The organism is Desulfopila inferna, assembly GCF_016919005.1.
GTDB classification, from domain to species: Bacteria; Desulfobacterota; Desulfobulbia; order Desulfobulbales; family Desulfocapsaceae; genus Desulfopila_A; species Desulfopila_A inferna.
In genome coordinates, this window is the sequence record NZ_JAFFQE010000007.1 from 119783 (window position 1) to 135119 (window position 15337).

The 15337-nt window shown below is 48.1% G+C and carries 12 protein-coding genes and 1 pseudogene; 7 read left to right on the forward strand and 6 right to left on the reverse strand.

Features of this window, described 5'->3' with window-relative positions:
* Positions 1–3 precede the first annotated feature (3 nt).
* Both prmC and murA read left to right on the forward strand, forming a co-directional pair.
* Positions 4–897, forward strand: a complete 894-nt coding sequence (gene prmC / locus JWG88_RS16565; protein WP_205234914.1) for a peptide chain release factor N(5)-glutamine methyltransferase — start codon at positions 4–6, stop codon at positions 895–897.
* A gap of 3 nt (positions 898–900) precedes the next feature.
* Entirely contained in the window at positions 901–2181 is a 1281-nt protein-coding gene (murA, locus tag JWG88_RS16570; RefSeq protein ID WP_205234915.1) for a UDP-N-acetylglucosamine 1-carboxyvinyltransferase, read from the forward strand.
* A gap of 32 nt (positions 2182–2213) precedes the next feature.
* Here murA and JWG88_RS16575 read toward each other — a convergent pair whose 3' ends face one another.
* From JWG88_RS16575 to JWG88_RS16585, 3 genes are all read right to left on the reverse strand, one after another.
* The gene (locus tag JWG88_RS16575; protein ID WP_205234916.1) at positions 2214–3926 is read right to left on the reverse strand and encodes a two-component system sensor histidine kinase NtrB; all 1713 of its coding nucleotides are present in this window, start codon (positions 3924–3926) and stop codon (positions 2214–2216) included.
* Between the two features lie 12 nt (positions 3927–3938).
* Positions 3939–5312: a sigma-54-dependent transcriptional regulator gene (locus JWG88_RS16580; protein ID WP_205234917.1), complete on the reverse strand. Its 1374-nt coding sequence runs from the start codon at positions 5310–5312 to the stop codon at positions 3939–3941.
* Positions 5313–5490: 178 nt separating this feature from the next.
* Positions 5491–5763, reverse strand: coding sequence for a GIY-YIG nuclease family protein (locus JWG88_RS16585; RefSeq protein ID WP_205234918.1), 273 nt, complete (start codon positions 5761–5763; stop codon positions 5491–5493).
* A 290-nt stretch (positions 5764–6053) separates the two neighbouring features.
* On the opposite strand from JWG88_RS16585, the pseudogene tatC reads away from it, so the two are divergent.
* The 5 genes and pseudogenes from tatC to JWG88_RS16615 all read left to right on the forward strand — a co-directional run bounded on the left by tatC (position 6054) and on the right by JWG88_RS16615 (position 11610).
* A pseudogene (gene tatC / locus JWG88_RS16595) lies at positions 6054–6832 on the forward strand (twin-arginine translocase subunit TatC).
* 237 nt (positions 6833–7069) lie between these two features.
* Positions 7070–8338, forward strand: coding sequence for a class II fructose-bisphosphate aldolase (locus tag JWG88_RS16600; protein WP_205234921.1), 1269 nt, complete (start codon positions 7070–7072; stop codon positions 8336–8338).
* A gap of 253 nt (positions 8339–8591) precedes the next feature.
* On the forward strand, positions 8592–9602 hold the full coding sequence (locus tag JWG88_RS16605; protein WP_205234922.1) for an NAD-dependent epimerase: 1011 nt from the start codon (positions 8592–8594) through the stop codon (positions 9600–9602).
* Between the two features lie 217 nt (positions 9603–9819).
* On the forward strand, positions 9820–10155 hold the full coding sequence (locus JWG88_RS16610) for a PilZ domain-containing protein (protein WP_205234923.1): 336 nt from the start codon (positions 9820–9822) through the stop codon (positions 10153–10155).
* A gap of 249 nt (positions 10156–10404) precedes the next feature.
* Positions 10405–11610 (forward strand): EAL and HDOD domain-containing protein, encoded by a 1206-nt coding sequence (locus JWG88_RS16615; RefSeq protein ID WP_205234924.1) that lies wholly within the window; start codon positions 10405–10407, stop codon positions 11608–11610.
* Positions 11611–11633: 23 nt separating this feature from the next.
* Here the strand turns inward: JWG88_RS16615 and dxs are convergent, their stop codons facing one another.
* The 3 genes from dxs to JWG88_RS16630 all read right to left on the reverse strand — a co-directional run bounded on the left by dxs (position 11634) and on the right by JWG88_RS16630 (position 14777).
* Complete coding sequence (dxs, locus tag JWG88_RS16620; RefSeq protein ID WP_205234925.1) at positions 11634–13535, reverse strand: 1-deoxy-D-xylulose-5-phosphate synthase; 1902 nt, start codon at positions 13533–13535, stop codon at positions 11634–11636.
* Positions 13536–13657: 122 nt separating this feature from the next.
* Positions 13658–14554: a farnesyl diphosphate synthase gene (locus tag JWG88_RS16625; RefSeq protein ID WP_205234926.1), complete on the reverse strand. Its 897-nt coding sequence runs from the start codon at positions 14552–14554 to the stop codon at positions 13658–13660.
* Positions 14529–14777, reverse strand: coding sequence for an exodeoxyribonuclease VII small subunit (locus JWG88_RS16630; RefSeq protein WP_205234927.1), 249 nt, complete (start codon positions 14775–14777; stop codon positions 14529–14531). Before JWG88_RS16630 ends, JWG88_RS16625 begins: the two co-directional genes overlap by 26 nt.
* Positions 14778–15337 lie beyond the last annotated feature (560 nt).

The window sequence follows — 15337 nt, forward strand, 5'->3', positions numbered from 1 at the left end:
TGGATGCATTTTGGGAATATGAAGATAGCCCGGCTCTTACGGTATGGTGAGGAAAAGCTCAGTGAATGTGGAGTACCAGATGCCGTCAGAGATGCAGAACTGCTGCTCGGCTATTGCCTGAGCATGAGCAGGACCGAACTCTTTCTGCATGGTATGGATCAGGTAGATGGCGATGCCTCTCAGCGCTTCTTTTCTCTTATTGAAAGGCGTGCCGCTCGCGAGCCTGTCGCCTACATCCTTGAGGAAAGAGAATTCTGGTCGCTCTCTTTCCAGGTGAACAGGGATGTTCTCGTGCCAAGGCCGGAAACGGAATTTCTGCTGGAAACGGTTTTTCGTAAAGTCAAGGAGGCAAAAGCAGTAATTGATCGCTGTGTCGATCTATGCTGCGGCAGCGGGGTGATTGCCATAGTTTTGGCAATTGAGTTGAATTGCAGGGTCTGGGCCCTTGATTGCTCCGAGAAAGCTCTCGCCGTGACCATCCAAAACAGTAAAAAACATAATGTTGCAGAGCGTATCACCCCGCTTCTCTCCGATATGTTCTCAGGGTTGGAGCAGGCAACATTTCCACTGATAGTCTCAAACCCTCCTTATGTGCGGCGGGATGAGATCGAGCAGGAGCTCGAACCGGAAGTGGCCGATTTTGAACCCCGTATAGCCCTGGACGGCGGTCTGGACGGGCTTTCATCTATCCGCCGCATCGCTTTGGAAGTACTGAACTACCTCACCCCGTCCGGAATGTTTTTCATGGAGTTCGGGGCCGACCAGGCAGATGAGGTCAAAAAAGAATTTGCCTCCGCTTCTGTCAACGGCAGATATTTTACAGTAATTGAGACGTATAAGGATTACAGCGGCAGGGATCGCGTACTGTACGCCAAGACCAATCAATACCAAGAGTGAACGATGGAAAAGCTCATCATCGAAGGCGGCATTCCTCTGAGAGGCCATCTGAAAATCAGCGGTGCCAAGAATGCCGCACTGCCCCTTATTGCCGCTACTCTGCTCACTCCGGGGCGGCACATACTGCGCAACGTTCCTGATCTGCGTGATACCAGAACATTTCTCAAGCTCATGGAAAGCCTTGGCGTCACCTGGCATTATGACGGTTACTCGTTGAACATCGACAGCACCAGGCTCGGATTCTCTGAAGCATCATACGAGCTTGTCAAAACCATGCGGGCATCCGTGCTCGTTCTTGGCCCTCTACTTGCGCGTCTTGGCAGGGCCCGGGTGTCGCTGCCCGGAGGCTGCGCCATAGGTGAGAGGCCCATAGATTTTCATATACGCGGTTTTGAGAAGATGAAGGTCAATATTCGGCTTGAGCAGGGCTATGTCGATGCCGAGATTGACGGCAGGCTGCAGGGCGGCAGCATTAATTTTGATATACCATCCGTCACAGGCACAGAAAATATACTTATGGCAGCGACACTCGCCCAGGGAACAACCGTCATAAAAAATGCGGCAAAGGAACCTGAAATAGGTAATCTAGTCGATATGCTGGTCGGCATGGGTGCCGTGATAGAAGGAAAGGATACCGACAGACTCACAATTCAGGGAGTTGAAAAACTAAGGCCGGCGGAATGTGAAATCATTCCTGATCGTATTGAGGCAGGAACATATCTTATCGCGGTCTGTGCAACGGGAGGAGAAGCGACCATCAGCGGCTGTAATCCTTCCCATCTTCCTTCACTGCTGGATAAACTGAGAACAGCAGGGTGCCTGATTGAAGAGGACGGCAGCAGTATCCATATCGCAGCCAGGGGTAATGGTGGCGGGGAGTTTTCAATCGGCAGCGCCGACATAAAAACCATGCCCTATCCAGGATACCCCACTGATCTGCAGGCCCAATTCATGGCCTTGATGTCCTTGAGTAATTCGGTATCGGTAATCAAGGAGACAATTTTTGAAAACAGATTCATGCATGTTGCCGAATTACGCAGACTAGGGGCGGATATCCAGACCGATGGCCATACGGCCGTGGTCAAGGGTGTCGGTACTAAAGGTCTTTTAGGTGCACCTGTAATGGCTACGGATCTACGCGCCAGCTCTTCATTGGTGATTGCCGGGCTCGCCGCTTCAGGCAGGACGGAAATCTCCAGGATCTATCATCTTGAACGCGGCTATGAAAAACTGGTCGACAAGCTGAGCAATCTGGGGGCAAGGGTCTGGAAGGAGCAGGAATAGTCAGCGGACCTGAGATATCTCTCTTTGGTTACTTAATAGAGAGGAAGAGTGACGGTAAATTTCGCGCCACCCAGCGATGAGCGAGAGATACTGATCGAACCTTTGTGTCCTTCCACTATCTGCTGGACTATAGTCAGCCCCAGCCCTGTACCATCTGCGCGGTTGGTATAAAATGGCTCAAAGATTTTTTCATACATTTCCTTGTCGATTCCAGGGCCATTATCCTCTACGGAAATGACAAGATTTCCCTTATCGTCAGAGAGGGTCTGCTCCCTTGCCCGTATCCGAATGATTTCCTGCCCTTCAGCACAAAAGGCTATGCTGTTTTGGATCAGGTGATTCATTATGGTGAAAAATTGTTTTTCATCGGCCCATACATCTGTTCTGGGATCAATATCGATTTTGATGGTACTGGTCTCCGGCCATTCCGGATCAGCCCGGCAGACCTGAAGCACTTCTTCAATGCAGTTGAGCAGTGAGAACCAGTATCGTTCAACGAGATCGGGACGGGCGAACTTGAGAAAGTCGGCAATTGTTGAAATGAGCCGGTTCGATTCGCGCAGGATGATGTTAGTCAACATCATGTTTTCTTTGTTTCCAGCTGAGCCGGCAGAAGAAAATTCGCCGGCCAGGATTTGGGCAGAACCGGAGATGGCGGTTAGAGGATTCCGGAAATCATGGGCTATCCCCGCACTCATCATTCCTATGGCTGCTAATTTCTCCCCCTGCCGTATTTTGCTTTCCAACTTTTCTATCTCACTGATATCCTGAAGTGTTACAAGTTTACTGTCTTCCTCGTAGATGGAAGAGATTTTTTTGCCGGAGAGATCTTTTGAGGGCATATGCAGTGAAGTCAGGGAGTAGCCGATACGTATCTTGGTGCCGTCCTTTTTGTAAAAATCGATAGCTTGCCGGGTTGCCCTGCTGCTCAGATTCAGGTGCGGTAAAATCCTGGTCAGATCGTGGCCAATGAGTTCGTCCAGGGAATAGTCGATGATGTTTCGCGCCGCGGTATTGGCAGAAGTGATGATGTGCTGATCATTTGTGGTAATTATTCCGGTGGAGATATTATCAAATATTGTCTTATACAGATGAGAGAGCTTGTCGAAACTGTAGATGGTATCCGATAACACTTCTTCCGTTGAATGCAGGCGTATGCCGAACATGGCGCTTAACAATGCGGCCAGGAAAAAGGTTAATCCTTTTACGGCGAAGAGATTGACAAGTTCCTGAAGCTTCTGCATCGGATTGAAATCGAAGACCAGGAAATAATCGGGAACGATTCCCTGGAATTCGAGAAAAAGAATAAAGCCATATGAAATAGTGGCCGCTGCCGCAGCGATCAATCCGCCACGGCGTGGCAGAAGCAGCCCGCCGGTAATAATCGAAAAGAAGTATACAGAGGTGAAAATCGAGTTGGAGATGCCGGTTGAATAGACCAGCAGGCTGGCGAAGATGGTGTCGAGAATACATTGGAGAAAACCAAATTTCTGCAGATTCCTTTCCAGCCTGATAAGAATAAGGGCGGAGACGATCGAAATAGTATAAACCGAAAGCAGCAGGAGGATGAGTACTGAATTGGGCAGTATGATAACGCTGAAATGGAGATCGCTTAAAATATAGGTGACGCCCAGAAGCAAGGTGTAGAGAACGATGCGAAGAAGCAACATCCATAGCAGCTGCTGCCGCAGGATCTGAATTACACCTCTGGTCACGGAAAATGAGAGTCCCAAGAGTCTTCGCAAAGAAAACATCTCTTAGTTGATACCGTACTTGGTGATTTTATAGCGGAGCGATCGGAAACTAACCTGCAGCAAATCTGCCGCTTTCATCTTAGAATTGTTTGTCTTTTCAAGCGCATGTCTGATAATACGCTTTTCCAGACGGGCCATGACCTTATCGAGCCCGGTATCAAATAACTCCTGTTCATTCTCCACCGCATGGAATAACGGTTCACCACTTATCCTTTGCTTATTTTCCCGCAGACCGCCGGCAAGAGAAAGGCTCTCCGGCAGAATGATATTGGTGCTTGCCAGGGCGACTCCTCGCTCTATGATGTTCTCCAGCTCTCTGACATTTCCGGGATAGTCGTAGTTCATCAGAACCTGCAAGGCATAGGAAGAAATTTTCTGTACTTCCTTGCCGAGCAGCCGTGAATATTTTTGCAGAAAATAATCAACCAGCAGGGGCACGTCACCCTTTCTTTCACGCAGAGGAGGAACCCGTATGGGAACAACGGCAAGGCGATAGAAAAGGTCTTCCCGAAAGCGTCCGGCTACAATTTCATCCTCAAGAATTCGGTTGGTAGCCGCAATAATGCGAACGTTTATCGGTTTAATTATTGTGGAGCCCACCGGTTTGATTTCTCGTTCCTGGAGGACACGCAACAATTTTGTCTGGATTATCGGAGTCAGCTCGCCGATTTCATCTAGAAAAGCAGTGCCGCTGTCAGCCTCCATAAAAAGTCCGGCCTTATCGCCGATGGCGCCTGTAAATGATCCCTTCACGTGGCCAAACAGTTCGCTTTCCATGAGTTCTTCGGGAATAGCGCTGCAGGTGATTGGAACAAAATGGTCGGCGTCGACCTTGCTGTTGAGATGGATTGCCTTGGCCACAAGCTCTTTGCCTGTACCCGATTCCCCATAGATCAGAACATTGGCGGGAGTGGGAGCGATTCTGCTGATGAGATCGAAGATTTTCAGCATCTCCCTGCTCTTGCCGATGATGCCGGGAAAGGAATCAGCGAGCTGCTCACGGGATTGCGGTTCACTTTTCTGCGAAGTGGCGGACTCGATAACAGATTTAATTTCGTCGACATTAAAGGGCTTGGAGATGTAGTCGAAGGCGCCGTTTTTCATGGCGGAAACTGCATCATCGGGGGAAGCGAAGGCGGTAATCATGATAACGGGAAGATCGGCATACAGTTCCTTTACCATCCCGAGCATCTCCAGACCGCTGGTTCCCGGCATGCGGATGTCGCTTATAACCAGGTCGAAACCGGAATTTTTCAGCTTCTTCAGGGCAGCATCGGTATTATTTGCCGTATCGACAGCGTAACCTTCTTTGTGCAGCAGGATTTGGAGAAAATCACGCATGCTCTGTTCATCATCAACGACTAATATTCTGGTCATATCAGTTCCTGGATGGGGTGTTGAGTATCCTGGGGATGATGTCGTCAGACAAACGGGGTGCTATTATATGGATCAGTTTATTTTTCAAAGAATCGTCTCTCCTGCGAACGTAAACCTGGTGAAAAAGAAAAAAACAAGCCGGAATATTGTAAAACAGTATATATGGTAAAAAAACACTTTATTCAACAGGTGTTGAGGTAACCAGGGCACGTTTTCTCCCGGGAGAAAGCTTCTTCAGGTGAAATTCGCGCTTGCTTGCCAGTGATCTATCGGGATATTCTTCGTAATAGACAAGAACTACAGGTTGTCTGCTTCGTGTGTATCTGGCTCCTCCTCGTGGGCTGTTGTGCTCCAGAATCCGTCGTTGAAGATTCGTCGTTATACCTGTATAAATGGAGTTGTCCGCGCAGGAAACCATATAGACATACCAATGGGCGGTGGTGGTTTTCATGTTCTTCTTCAAATAGCAGTCTGGAAAGAGAGCCGGAGAGGAAATCCGGTGTGTTTCCGGCGCCGCGTGCTTATCATTTATCGTCCTAACCAGCTGAACTGGCTGGAGCCTTGAGGCAGATCTTCCTGCAAAAAGAAAATAGAGCCGGAAAACAATCTGAAAGGTCCAAAATCCGCAGGGATGGTTAGGATGTCCATATTCCGGCAAGGTATTGCAAATTGCGACGGCAACTGGTAAAAGATGTCTCTTTAATCCTGACACTCCGGCAATAGTAAAATAAATTAGAAAAAATGGAAGATCTAAATTCAAGTAATCAGTTTGAAAATCAGGCCCTCACCGAGCATCTGCGGGAGCTGCGGTCCTGCCTTATCATCGCTTTTATCGCTATTTTCATAGGCTTCGGTATTTCCTACGGCTTCATACGGCCGATCGGCAGCTGGTTTTTCCGTCCTCTGGTAGAAGTATTGCCGGAGGGGACGTCTTTGATTTTCACCTCATACCAGGAAGGGTTTTTTTTTACCTAAAATTAGCCGTTGTCTGTGGTATATTGATGGCATCCCCGGTTATTTTCTGGCAGATATGGCGATTTATAGCACCGGGACTGTTCAAGCATGAAAAAAAGGTTTTAATCCCTTTTACAATCTTATCAACCCTCTGTTTCCTGGGTGGTTCGGCCTTCGGCTATTTCGTGGTTTTTCCACCGGCCTTTAAATTTCTTGTCGGATACAACAATGAATACCTTACCTCCCTTCCTGCCGTGGGTGAGTATTTCTCTCTTTCCCTGCGTTTGCTGATTGCCTTCGGTGTCATTTTTGAAATACCCATTCTGATGGTGTTTCTTGCCAAAATCGGTGTCATTGATGTTGCTTTTCTCAATCGCAACCGCAAGTATGCTTTCCTGATCAATTTCGTTATTGCGGCAATACTCACGCCTACGCCTGATGTTGTTAACCAGTTAATGATGGCAGGACCGCTGATTGTTCTTTACGAAATCAGTGTCGTTGCCGTCTGGGTTTTCGGCAGAAAGCAATTTAAAGATTTTGGTGACGCTTCTCAACCTGTCGAATGATGAACCCGTAAAGGAGTTACAGTACCCAGGATTTCTCCTTTTGGTTGTCTTATGCTTATTATCGTCAAGATTGAACTCAATCATAAAGCTTTTTCTAAGAAATCGTAAGAAAACGTGAAACTCTGCGAAATTAAAAAAAATCATTCATTTTCTTGGTTTCATGGGAAAAAAGATATATGCTTCTAGTATCTTGAAATTCCAATTCAATAAGCCGTAATCTGAAGACTGGAGGTTTATATGACTGATAACTCTTTTATGAAACTACTGGAAATAGGTCGTCCGCCGAATGTGAAAAAGCTTTTCCCTCATTCCAGGGCTCTGCTCGTTAGCGGTAAGGTTATCGATAGAGCAATGCTGAAGAAAGGGAAGGCGATAGCAATTGCCGCCAACGGCCGCTCCCACATGGTACTGCGGGGAGCGCTGCAGGCTGCGCAGCGTGCCAATTCCGCCATTATCGTGGAAATTGCCAAATCGGAATCAAAATACTGCTATGTCAATTTCTGGAATATTGCCAGACAAACCGATGCCATTTGCAATGAGCTCGGCATTACCGTTCCGGTGGCGATACATGCCGATCATTATGGTATAAAAAGCGCTGACGATATAGCCTCTGCCAAAGTCGAGATCCCTTCAATGTTTGATGCCGGCATAACATCGATTGCCATAGATGCCTCGCATATGCCCGATGACAAGAACCTTCTGGCCAATCTCGAACTCTATGAGTTTGTTCCCGGATGGGCCTCCCTGGAGACAGAGGTCGGAGAAATCAAGGGTGCGGAGGGCCTCTCCACCGTCGATGACGCCTCCTTTCTTATAAAAGGACTTAATGCCCATAATATCTTCGCTGATTGGATTGCCCTCAACAATGGTTCAGTCCACGGTATCGAAGCAAGCGGCCAGGGCATTCAGGTGGAACTCACTGCCGATATTCATCGCAGTCTTGAACCTTATGGTGTTTCCGGCGCCCAGCACGGTACATCGGGCAACAGTTCCGAACGTCTTCGCGAGATAGCCAACAAGACAAACACGACTAAGGCAAATGTGGCTACTGCCCTGCAGATGGTATCGTGGGGGGTGGAGGTCAACGATTACGGCAACGCTATCCTGGATGCCAGTGGAAACTTTAAAAAGGTCAGTGGAGAAGGGGTTTCTGAGGAAAACTGGGAAAAAATGGTTGCCTATGCTGAAGAAAAGGGCTGGAAAGGCGGAAACTTCAAAAAACTCAATCTGCCGTTTGAAAATGTCCTGCTGGGACAGTCGCGGGATGTTCGAGAGCGCATGGCAAAGAGAGTCGAGGATTTTGTCTACAACATGCTTGTCAATGTTTTCAATGCCACTGATACCGCGGATATTGCCAAAGATATCATTGCACAGGCGGGCACGCATGATCTTGGCGCCAAGGCTGAGCGAATCGAAGAACCCGCCGAGTGGACTGAAGAGAAGATTATAGCAAAAGCGAAATTGTTGGATATCAATGTCGGTCCCGAAGGTGACTTTGAAGATTGATGACGTCGTAAAAACTCTTCATCTTCTTCGTTGCTACAAATTTTCTATCATTACGACGTACTTTAGTACACCGAAATGATAGAAAATTTGCGCTCCTTGAATATGAAGCTTTTTACTTGGCAATCACAGATGCTAACTTTTCACGAGTCCATCAAGATGGATGGACTCGTGAAAAGCTCGATCTGAAGAAGCGAGTATAAGCAGGACAGCATGGAGTGGACCTGCAAAATATTTACTACCGGTTATTTTTTTGATGAACACAATACTTATAACAGGTGCTGCCGGTTTCATTGGAGCACATCTGGCCCAAAGGCTTATTGCCAATGGATCTGAAGTGGTGGGTCTTGATAACCTCAACGATTATTACGATCCGCAACTTAAGAGAGACCGCATGGCGACACTTGCCGAAGGCGACGGTTTTACCCATATCGATCTTGATCTTAGCGACCGGCAGGGTATGGAAAAACTCTTTCAGCAGTATCAATTTGATGCTGTCGTCAATCTTGCTGCACAGGCAGGAGTCCGATATTCGCTTATCAATCCCCACTCTTACGTGGATACCAATCTGGTAGGATTTGTTAATATTCTCGAAGGCTGCAGACATTCACGGGTGAAACACCTGGTCTATGCCTCCTCCAGTTCGGTATACGGGGCCAATACCAAGATGCCGTTTTCGGTGCATGATAATGTCGATCATCCGGTATCTTTATACGCTGCGTCGAAAAAGGCCAATGAATTGATGGCCCATACCTACAGCCACCTTTTCGGTTTACCGACAACCGGGCTCAGGTTCTTCACCGTTTACGGCCCATGGGGAAGACCGGATATGGCGCTCTTTCTCTTTACCAAGGCAATTATCGAGGGACAGCCGATAAATGTCTTCAATAACGGCAATATGGAGCGGGATTTTACCTATATCGACGATATTGTCGAAGGTGTTGTGCGGGTGATTAACAAAGTACCTGAGGGAGACTTTGACTGGCACGGTGATGCCCCTGATCCGGCTTCTTCCTATTGCCCTTATAGATTGTACAATATCGGCAACAATAAAAAAGAGCAATTGCTTCGCTATATTCAGGTCCTTGAAGAATGTCTCGGCAAAAAGGCGGATAAGAATTTTCTGCCGCTACAACCTGGTGACGTTCCGGCTACCTATGCTGATGTCGAAGGCCTTGTCAGGGATTTTGATTATAAGCCGGATACCTCAATTGATACCGGTATCGAGAGATTTGTACGATGGTATAGGGATTATTTTAAAATATAATTTTCCCGGCTGCTCGGAGTCTGAGCTTAACGGCGTACAGCCGGAATCGGGAGAGGTTATGCCCGTCAGGGTGCTTATCTCTGAACAGTTAAAGTTCAGGGCAAACTGCCGGTTTTTAGCTTTTTGCTGAATAGTTACAAAAAACAAAGACTGCGTCACAATGAATGGTCTCGATGCATGGATAGAGTATTCACCATAATCAGATTCCGCCCTTAGCATGAATGAGCCCAAGGCAGGCAGCAAAAGACAGGCCCTGAGATTTGCCGGAAACGCTCATCCTGTTCGCTTTAAAACCGAATTTGAGAATGGCCATGGTGTCGTTGCAGATATTTCGGGCAGTGGATGTGCAATTGCTGCAGCCAGTCTGCCTCTTGCCCGGCGAGAGAAGATCCTCATCACCATGGATTTGGAAGATGCTGATGATATAATAGAAATCGGTGCCAGGGTTGTCAGGGATGACGGTGGAAATATTGGTGTCCAGTTCACTCATCTCAGCGATGACAACAGACAACGGATTGTGAAATATTTTGCAGCAAAACAGCGCTCCGCCTGATACCCGGTTTAGTCAAAGCCCTTGATGGCTATTTGAGCCATCTGATGGTTCGTGGTAATCTCTTTTTTAAGATTTGCGGTACCTTCCTTCCAGGCCTTCATCGCATCACTATTCCCCCAAAAAATCATAATCGACAGCTACACTAACTATTTGTTTGGTTTGTTGTCCAAAAACGTTTATATTCTCGCCTTAATAGCTGAATATTTAAGAAGTGTATATTGACAACGTGTTTGGAATTTTCAATCAGGTATGGATTTTTATATAGCGCGACAACCCATCTTCAATGTTCATAAAAAGCTGCATGCCTATGAACTGCTCTATAGAGGTTATGCCAATAATACTTTGGCGGAAGTGAGCGGCGACAGGGCCACGACCAGTCTGCTCAGCTCGGTTTTTCTGACTGAGGGTATTGGTGTCATCTCCGGGAAAAAACCATGCTTTATCAATTTTACCGAGGAACTGCTGCTTAATAAAACTGCTTATTCCTTTCCCAAAAGCCAGATAATCATCGAAGTAGTCGAAGATGTGAACCCTAGCGGAGCGGTGATTGAGGCGATTGCCAATCTCAAGGCCGGCGGCTACACCATTGCTCTCGATGATTTTGTTTTTCAAAAAAAGATGGAGCCGTTTGTTGCCCTGGCCGATATCATCAAGATAGATGTACGCCTGACTCCTCTGGATACTATTGTAAAAACTCTCCGATTTCTCTCGGACTATAAGGTAAAACTTCTGGCGGAGAAGGTTGAAACGCTCGAGGAATTCGAGAAGGCCAACAAACTCGGCTTTCATTATTACCAGGGATACTTTTTCAGCAAGCCTCAGAAGATCCTGGTCAAGGAGCTTGCCTCCGTGAAAATCACTCTTTTCAGCCTGCTGGCCGAGGTAAGTAAAAAAGCGACCACCCTGGAGCATCTGCATCGCATCATCTCTCAGGATCTGGCAATCAGCTATAAGCTGCTGCGCTTCCTCAACTCTGCTTATTTTTATAGACTCGAAAAGGTGAAAAGCGTCAAGCATGCCATTGCCTACCTTGGTGAAAAGGAACTGAGAAGGTTTATTATACTGGTTATCGTCTCCGAACTGGCGACAGAGAAGCCGACGGAACTGGTCAGACTCTCTCTGGTACGGGCAAAGTTCTGCGAACTCCTGGCTAAAAGGAGCTTATTGGCGGAATATGATCTCGAAGTATTCATGGTTGGCATGTTTTCCTTTATGGACACCATGCTGGATGCGGAAATGGAAGATGTGATGGATAAGCTTCCGGTGACGGATGCCGTCAAGGACGCCTTGATCGGGCGCAGTGGTATGCTGGCTCCATTTCTGGATGCGGTTATCGCTTATGAGCGAAACCAGGATAAAGCATTTCTGCAGTGCATGGAGGAGTTGCATGTAGACACCGCCTGCATTCCCGGGATTTATCTGGAGGCGGTGAAGTATTCCAACGGAGTAGTATAGGGGGAGAGGCGGACGGGGAGTGACTATTTCATCAGCTTGATGGCGGCCCGGATGATGGCCGTTGTGTCAAGGCTGTTGTTTTTAAGAAGTATTTCCTGGGGTCCATGTTCGATAAAAAGATCAGGGTGGGCCAGTAAACAGGTTTTTATATCATAAAGACCGCGCCTGCTGAACAATTCAAGAACACTGCTGCCGAAGCCCCCTTGTCTGCAATTATCTTCAATAGTCAGCACCTTTTTTGTTTTTGCGGCCCAGTCGCAGATAAGGTCACCGTCCAGGGGTTTGATGAATCTGGGATTTATCACCGCGGCTTGTATGCCGACCTTCTGCAATCCTTTAACCGCCTCCAGTGCCGTGTAGACACGATTTCCCACAGGCAGCAGCAGGATATCATCGCCTTCGTGGAGGAGTTCTCCCTTGCCTATCTCCAGCCTTTCCAGACTTTCGACCAGTTCGACTCCGAAGCCTGAACCTCGGGGATAACGCACTGCCGTGGGCCCGCCATGCTGGACCGCGGTATACAGCATATTCTGCAATTCCCTTTCATCTTTCGGTGCCATCAGCACCATATTGGGAATAAAGCGAAGATAGGAAATATCAAAGACACCATGATGCGTCGAACCGTCATCACCGACAACACCAGAGCGGTCAATCGCCAGGGTTACCGGAAGATTGGGAATGCAGACATCGTGGATAATCTGATCAATTGCTCTCTGAAAAAATGAGGAATAGATGGCCACAACCGGGTGAAGTCCTTCAGCGGCCAGGCCGGCAGCAAAGGTGACGGCGTGTTGCTCGGCGATACCGACATCGAAAAAGCGTTCTGGGTAAAGCCGGGCAAATTCGGTAAGCCCGGTGCCGGTAACCATGGCTGCGGAAATTGCCGCCAGCCGGTTGTCGTCGGCGGCCATTTTTACCATGGTTTTTCCAAAGACTTCGGTATAACTGATAGTGGAAGAGCTCTTGAGTGGCTTTCCGCTTTCAATATCGAAGGGTCCCAGCCCATGGTAGATTCCAGGATCATTTTCAGCGGGAGGATATCCCTTACCCTTGGTGGTCAGGACATGGATCAGCACAGGGCCGGAAATGTTGTCCCTCACCATCTCAAAGGCCTCGATGAGATCGTTGAGTTGATGCCCTGGAATAGGTCCGATGTAGTCGAACTTGAATGCCTCGAACAACATACCGGGAGTAAAGAAGCTTTTGAAACTTTCTTCACTTTTTTTCAGCACGTTGAGTATGTTTTCACCGACGTTGGAAAGGGACTGCAGCCTCTCTTCCAGGTGATTTTTGACGCGCCGCATGGTACGACCGCTCAGTTTGCGGCTGAGAAAGCTGGAAATGGCTCCGACATTAGGCGAGATGGACATCTCATTGTCGTTGAGAATGACTATCAGGTTTTTATTGAGATCGCCGGCATGATTGAGGGCTTCAAAGGCCATGCCCGAGGTCATCGAACCATCGCCGATAACGGCAATGGCTCGATCGGTGCTATGTTTCAGATCCTTGGCCATGGTCATTCCCAGGGCCGCCGAGATAGAGGTGGCGGCGTGACCGGTCTCAAAGGCGTCGTACTCGCTTTCCTCTTTTTTGGGGAATCCGCTCAATCCTTTATACTGGCGCAGGGTGTGAAAATCATTCTGCCTTCCGGTGAGTAATTTATGGGCATAAGACTGGTGCCCGACATCCCAGATGAGTTTGTCGTCGGGAGTATTGAAGACATGATGCAGTGCCAGGGTAAGCTCGACCACGCCGAGACTTGGGGCAAGATGGCCGCCGTTTTTGGAGACGGTGGTTATGATACGTCGGCGTATTTCCTCAGCCAAGCTGCTGAGCTGTTCCATGGAGAGTTCGCGGAGATCCGCCGGTGACTGGATATCCTTAAGCAGTACTTTTGTTTGCCCTGTTGTTTCTGGGGAAAGCATTATGAAAAATTACCTTATCATTTCTTAACGTGATTGATCACTACCCACTTCACAGACTTTAGTACGGATTGGAAAAATTAAAGAGCCTGATTTGGTAGTATATCATGAAATTACACCGTCCGCTAATATGAGCGGGTATAAATATATTCCGCGAGTGCGCGAAGCGGATCGGCCGAACTGCTGAAGTCTGCCAGTGCTTCCAGGGCGTCTGAGGTTGCCTGCCGTGCTTTAAGGCGGGTCCCTTCGATGCCGAAAAAGGCAGGATATGTGGCCTTTCCCTTCGCCTCATCGCTGCCTGCAGTTTTACCCAGTTTTTCCGTAGTCGAAGTGGCATTGAGGAGGTCATCGACAATCTGAAAGGCCAGACCGATACAGTTGCCGTAGGTAAGCAGGGCATCCCGGGCTCTGCTGTCCGCGCCAGCTCCTATGGCGCCGGCCTCGACTGATGCCGTAATCAGCGCTCCGGTCTTGCTGCGGTGAATGGTGCGGAGCATTTCAAAGGGATAGTCCTGATGCTCGTGGGCAATATCGAGCGCCTGACCGCCAACCATGCCGAATGACCCCGAGGCTCTGGCAACAATATATGTTATTTCAAGCTGTTGCTTAGGGCTGAGCGAGGTAGCCTTATTACCGGTCATTAATTCGAAGGCAAGGGTGAGCAGACCATCGCCGGCCAGAATGGCTGCGGCTTCACCATAGAGTACGTGATTGGTGGGTTTGCCCCGCCGCAATTCATCATTGTCCATGGCCGGCAGGTCATCATGTATCAGTGAATATGTATGAATACACTCCAGCGCACAGGCTATGGGAAGGAGGCTTTCCTGTATATCGCTGTCGGGCAGAACTGCTTCGGCGGCGGCAAGGCAGAGGATGGGCCGTATTCTTTTTCCTCCGGCAAAGACGCTGTACTTCATGGAGGCCAGATGCTCTGCAAATGGTGGTGCCGGCTCCGGAATGTAACGCCTCAGCGCATCTTCCACTTTTTCCCTCTGACTACTCAGATAGTTCTTGATCTCCACTCCCTGCCTCATCAAAGGGTTCCGCTTTGAGTTCCCCATCTTTTTTCAACAGTATCTCGACCTTGGCTTTGGCTTCTGTTAATCTCGCATTACAGTAGTCAGCCAGTTTAATACCTTCATCAAATTTTTTCAGACTGTTTTCCAGGCTTAACTCACCTTCTTCAAGTTCCCTGGTGATTTCTTCCAGGCGGGACAGGGCGGTTTCAAATGTTTTCTTTGCCATTGTCATATGATTGACTGAAATGATGTGCCGTACTTGGCTGTTTCAGATTTATGTTATGGATATACTACAGAACCTCAGAATATATTACACTATGCAACAACCTTGCAAGTGTTCATTGTATATATTATGCATTAAGACTCATTGTAACTATTCAGCAGCACCCCATCTGCACACGCTCAGCCCGAAAAACACAGGTACACTATAGTTTTCGGGCTGCTTGGAGTCTGCGCTTACCTGCGGTCCGTCAGGGTGCTTACCCGGAGCCCTGAACAGTTACAGCTCAGGGGAAACTGCTGGTTTTTAATTTCTTGCTGAATAGTTACGAATTATTAAGATAATCTCACCAATAATTCCAGGGTCATAAATGCAGCATGTAAATTTAAAACATCATCTGCTTACCCCTGAAACCCCGCATTCTCTGGCCCAGGGCGGCAGGCTCTTTTCATCGGGGCGCCATAAACCCGTCCATGGGGCTTCGCTGTAGCCGTCCGGGCTGCAGAGACAAGTGAAAAGAATAGTCCCGACCTTGAGCTGAGGATTAGGGATAATTAGGAAAAATT

What these genes read in the sequence shown, in the direction of transcription:
- prmC (WP_205234914.1), top strand. Translation starts at nt 4, where the DNA reads ATGCATTTTGGGAATATGAAGATAGCCCGGCTCTTACGGTATGGTGAG.
- JWG88_RS16585 (WP_205234918.1), bottom strand. Translation starts at nt 5,763, where the DNA reads ATGAAAACCACCACCGCCCATTGGTATGTCTATATGGTTTCCTGCGCG.
- JWG88_RS16610 (WP_205234923.1), top strand. Translation starts at nt 9,820, where the DNA reads ATGAATGAGCCCAAGGCAGGCAGCAAAAGACAGGCCCTGAGATTTGCC.
- JWG88_RS16580 (WP_205234917.1), bottom strand. Translation starts at nt 5,312, where the DNA reads ATGACCAGAATATTAGTCGTTGATGATGAACAGAGCATGCGTGATTTT.
- JWG88_RS16605 (WP_205234922.1), top strand. Translation starts at nt 8,592, where the DNA reads ATGAACACAATACTTATAACAGGTGCTGCCGGTTTCATTGGAGCACAT.
- JWG88_RS16615 (WP_205234924.1), top strand. Translation starts at nt 10,405, where the DNA reads ATGGATTTTTATATAGCGCGACAACCCATCTTCAATGTTCATAAAAAG.
- JWG88_RS16600 (WP_205234921.1), top strand. Translation starts at nt 7,070, where the DNA reads ATGACTGATAACTCTTTTATGAAACTACTGGAAATAGGTCGTCCGCCG.
- dxs (WP_205234925.1), bottom strand. Translation starts at nt 13,535, where the DNA reads ATGCTTTCCCCAGAAACAACAGGGCAAACAAAAGTACTGCTTAAGGAT.
- murA (WP_205234915.1), top strand. Translation starts at nt 901, where the DNA reads ATGGAAAAGCTCATCATCGAAGGCGGCATTCCTCTGAGAGGCCATCTG.
- JWG88_RS16630 (WP_205234927.1), bottom strand. Translation starts at nt 14,777, where the DNA reads ATGGCAAAGAAAACATTTGAAACCGCCCTGTCCCGCCTGGAAGAAATC.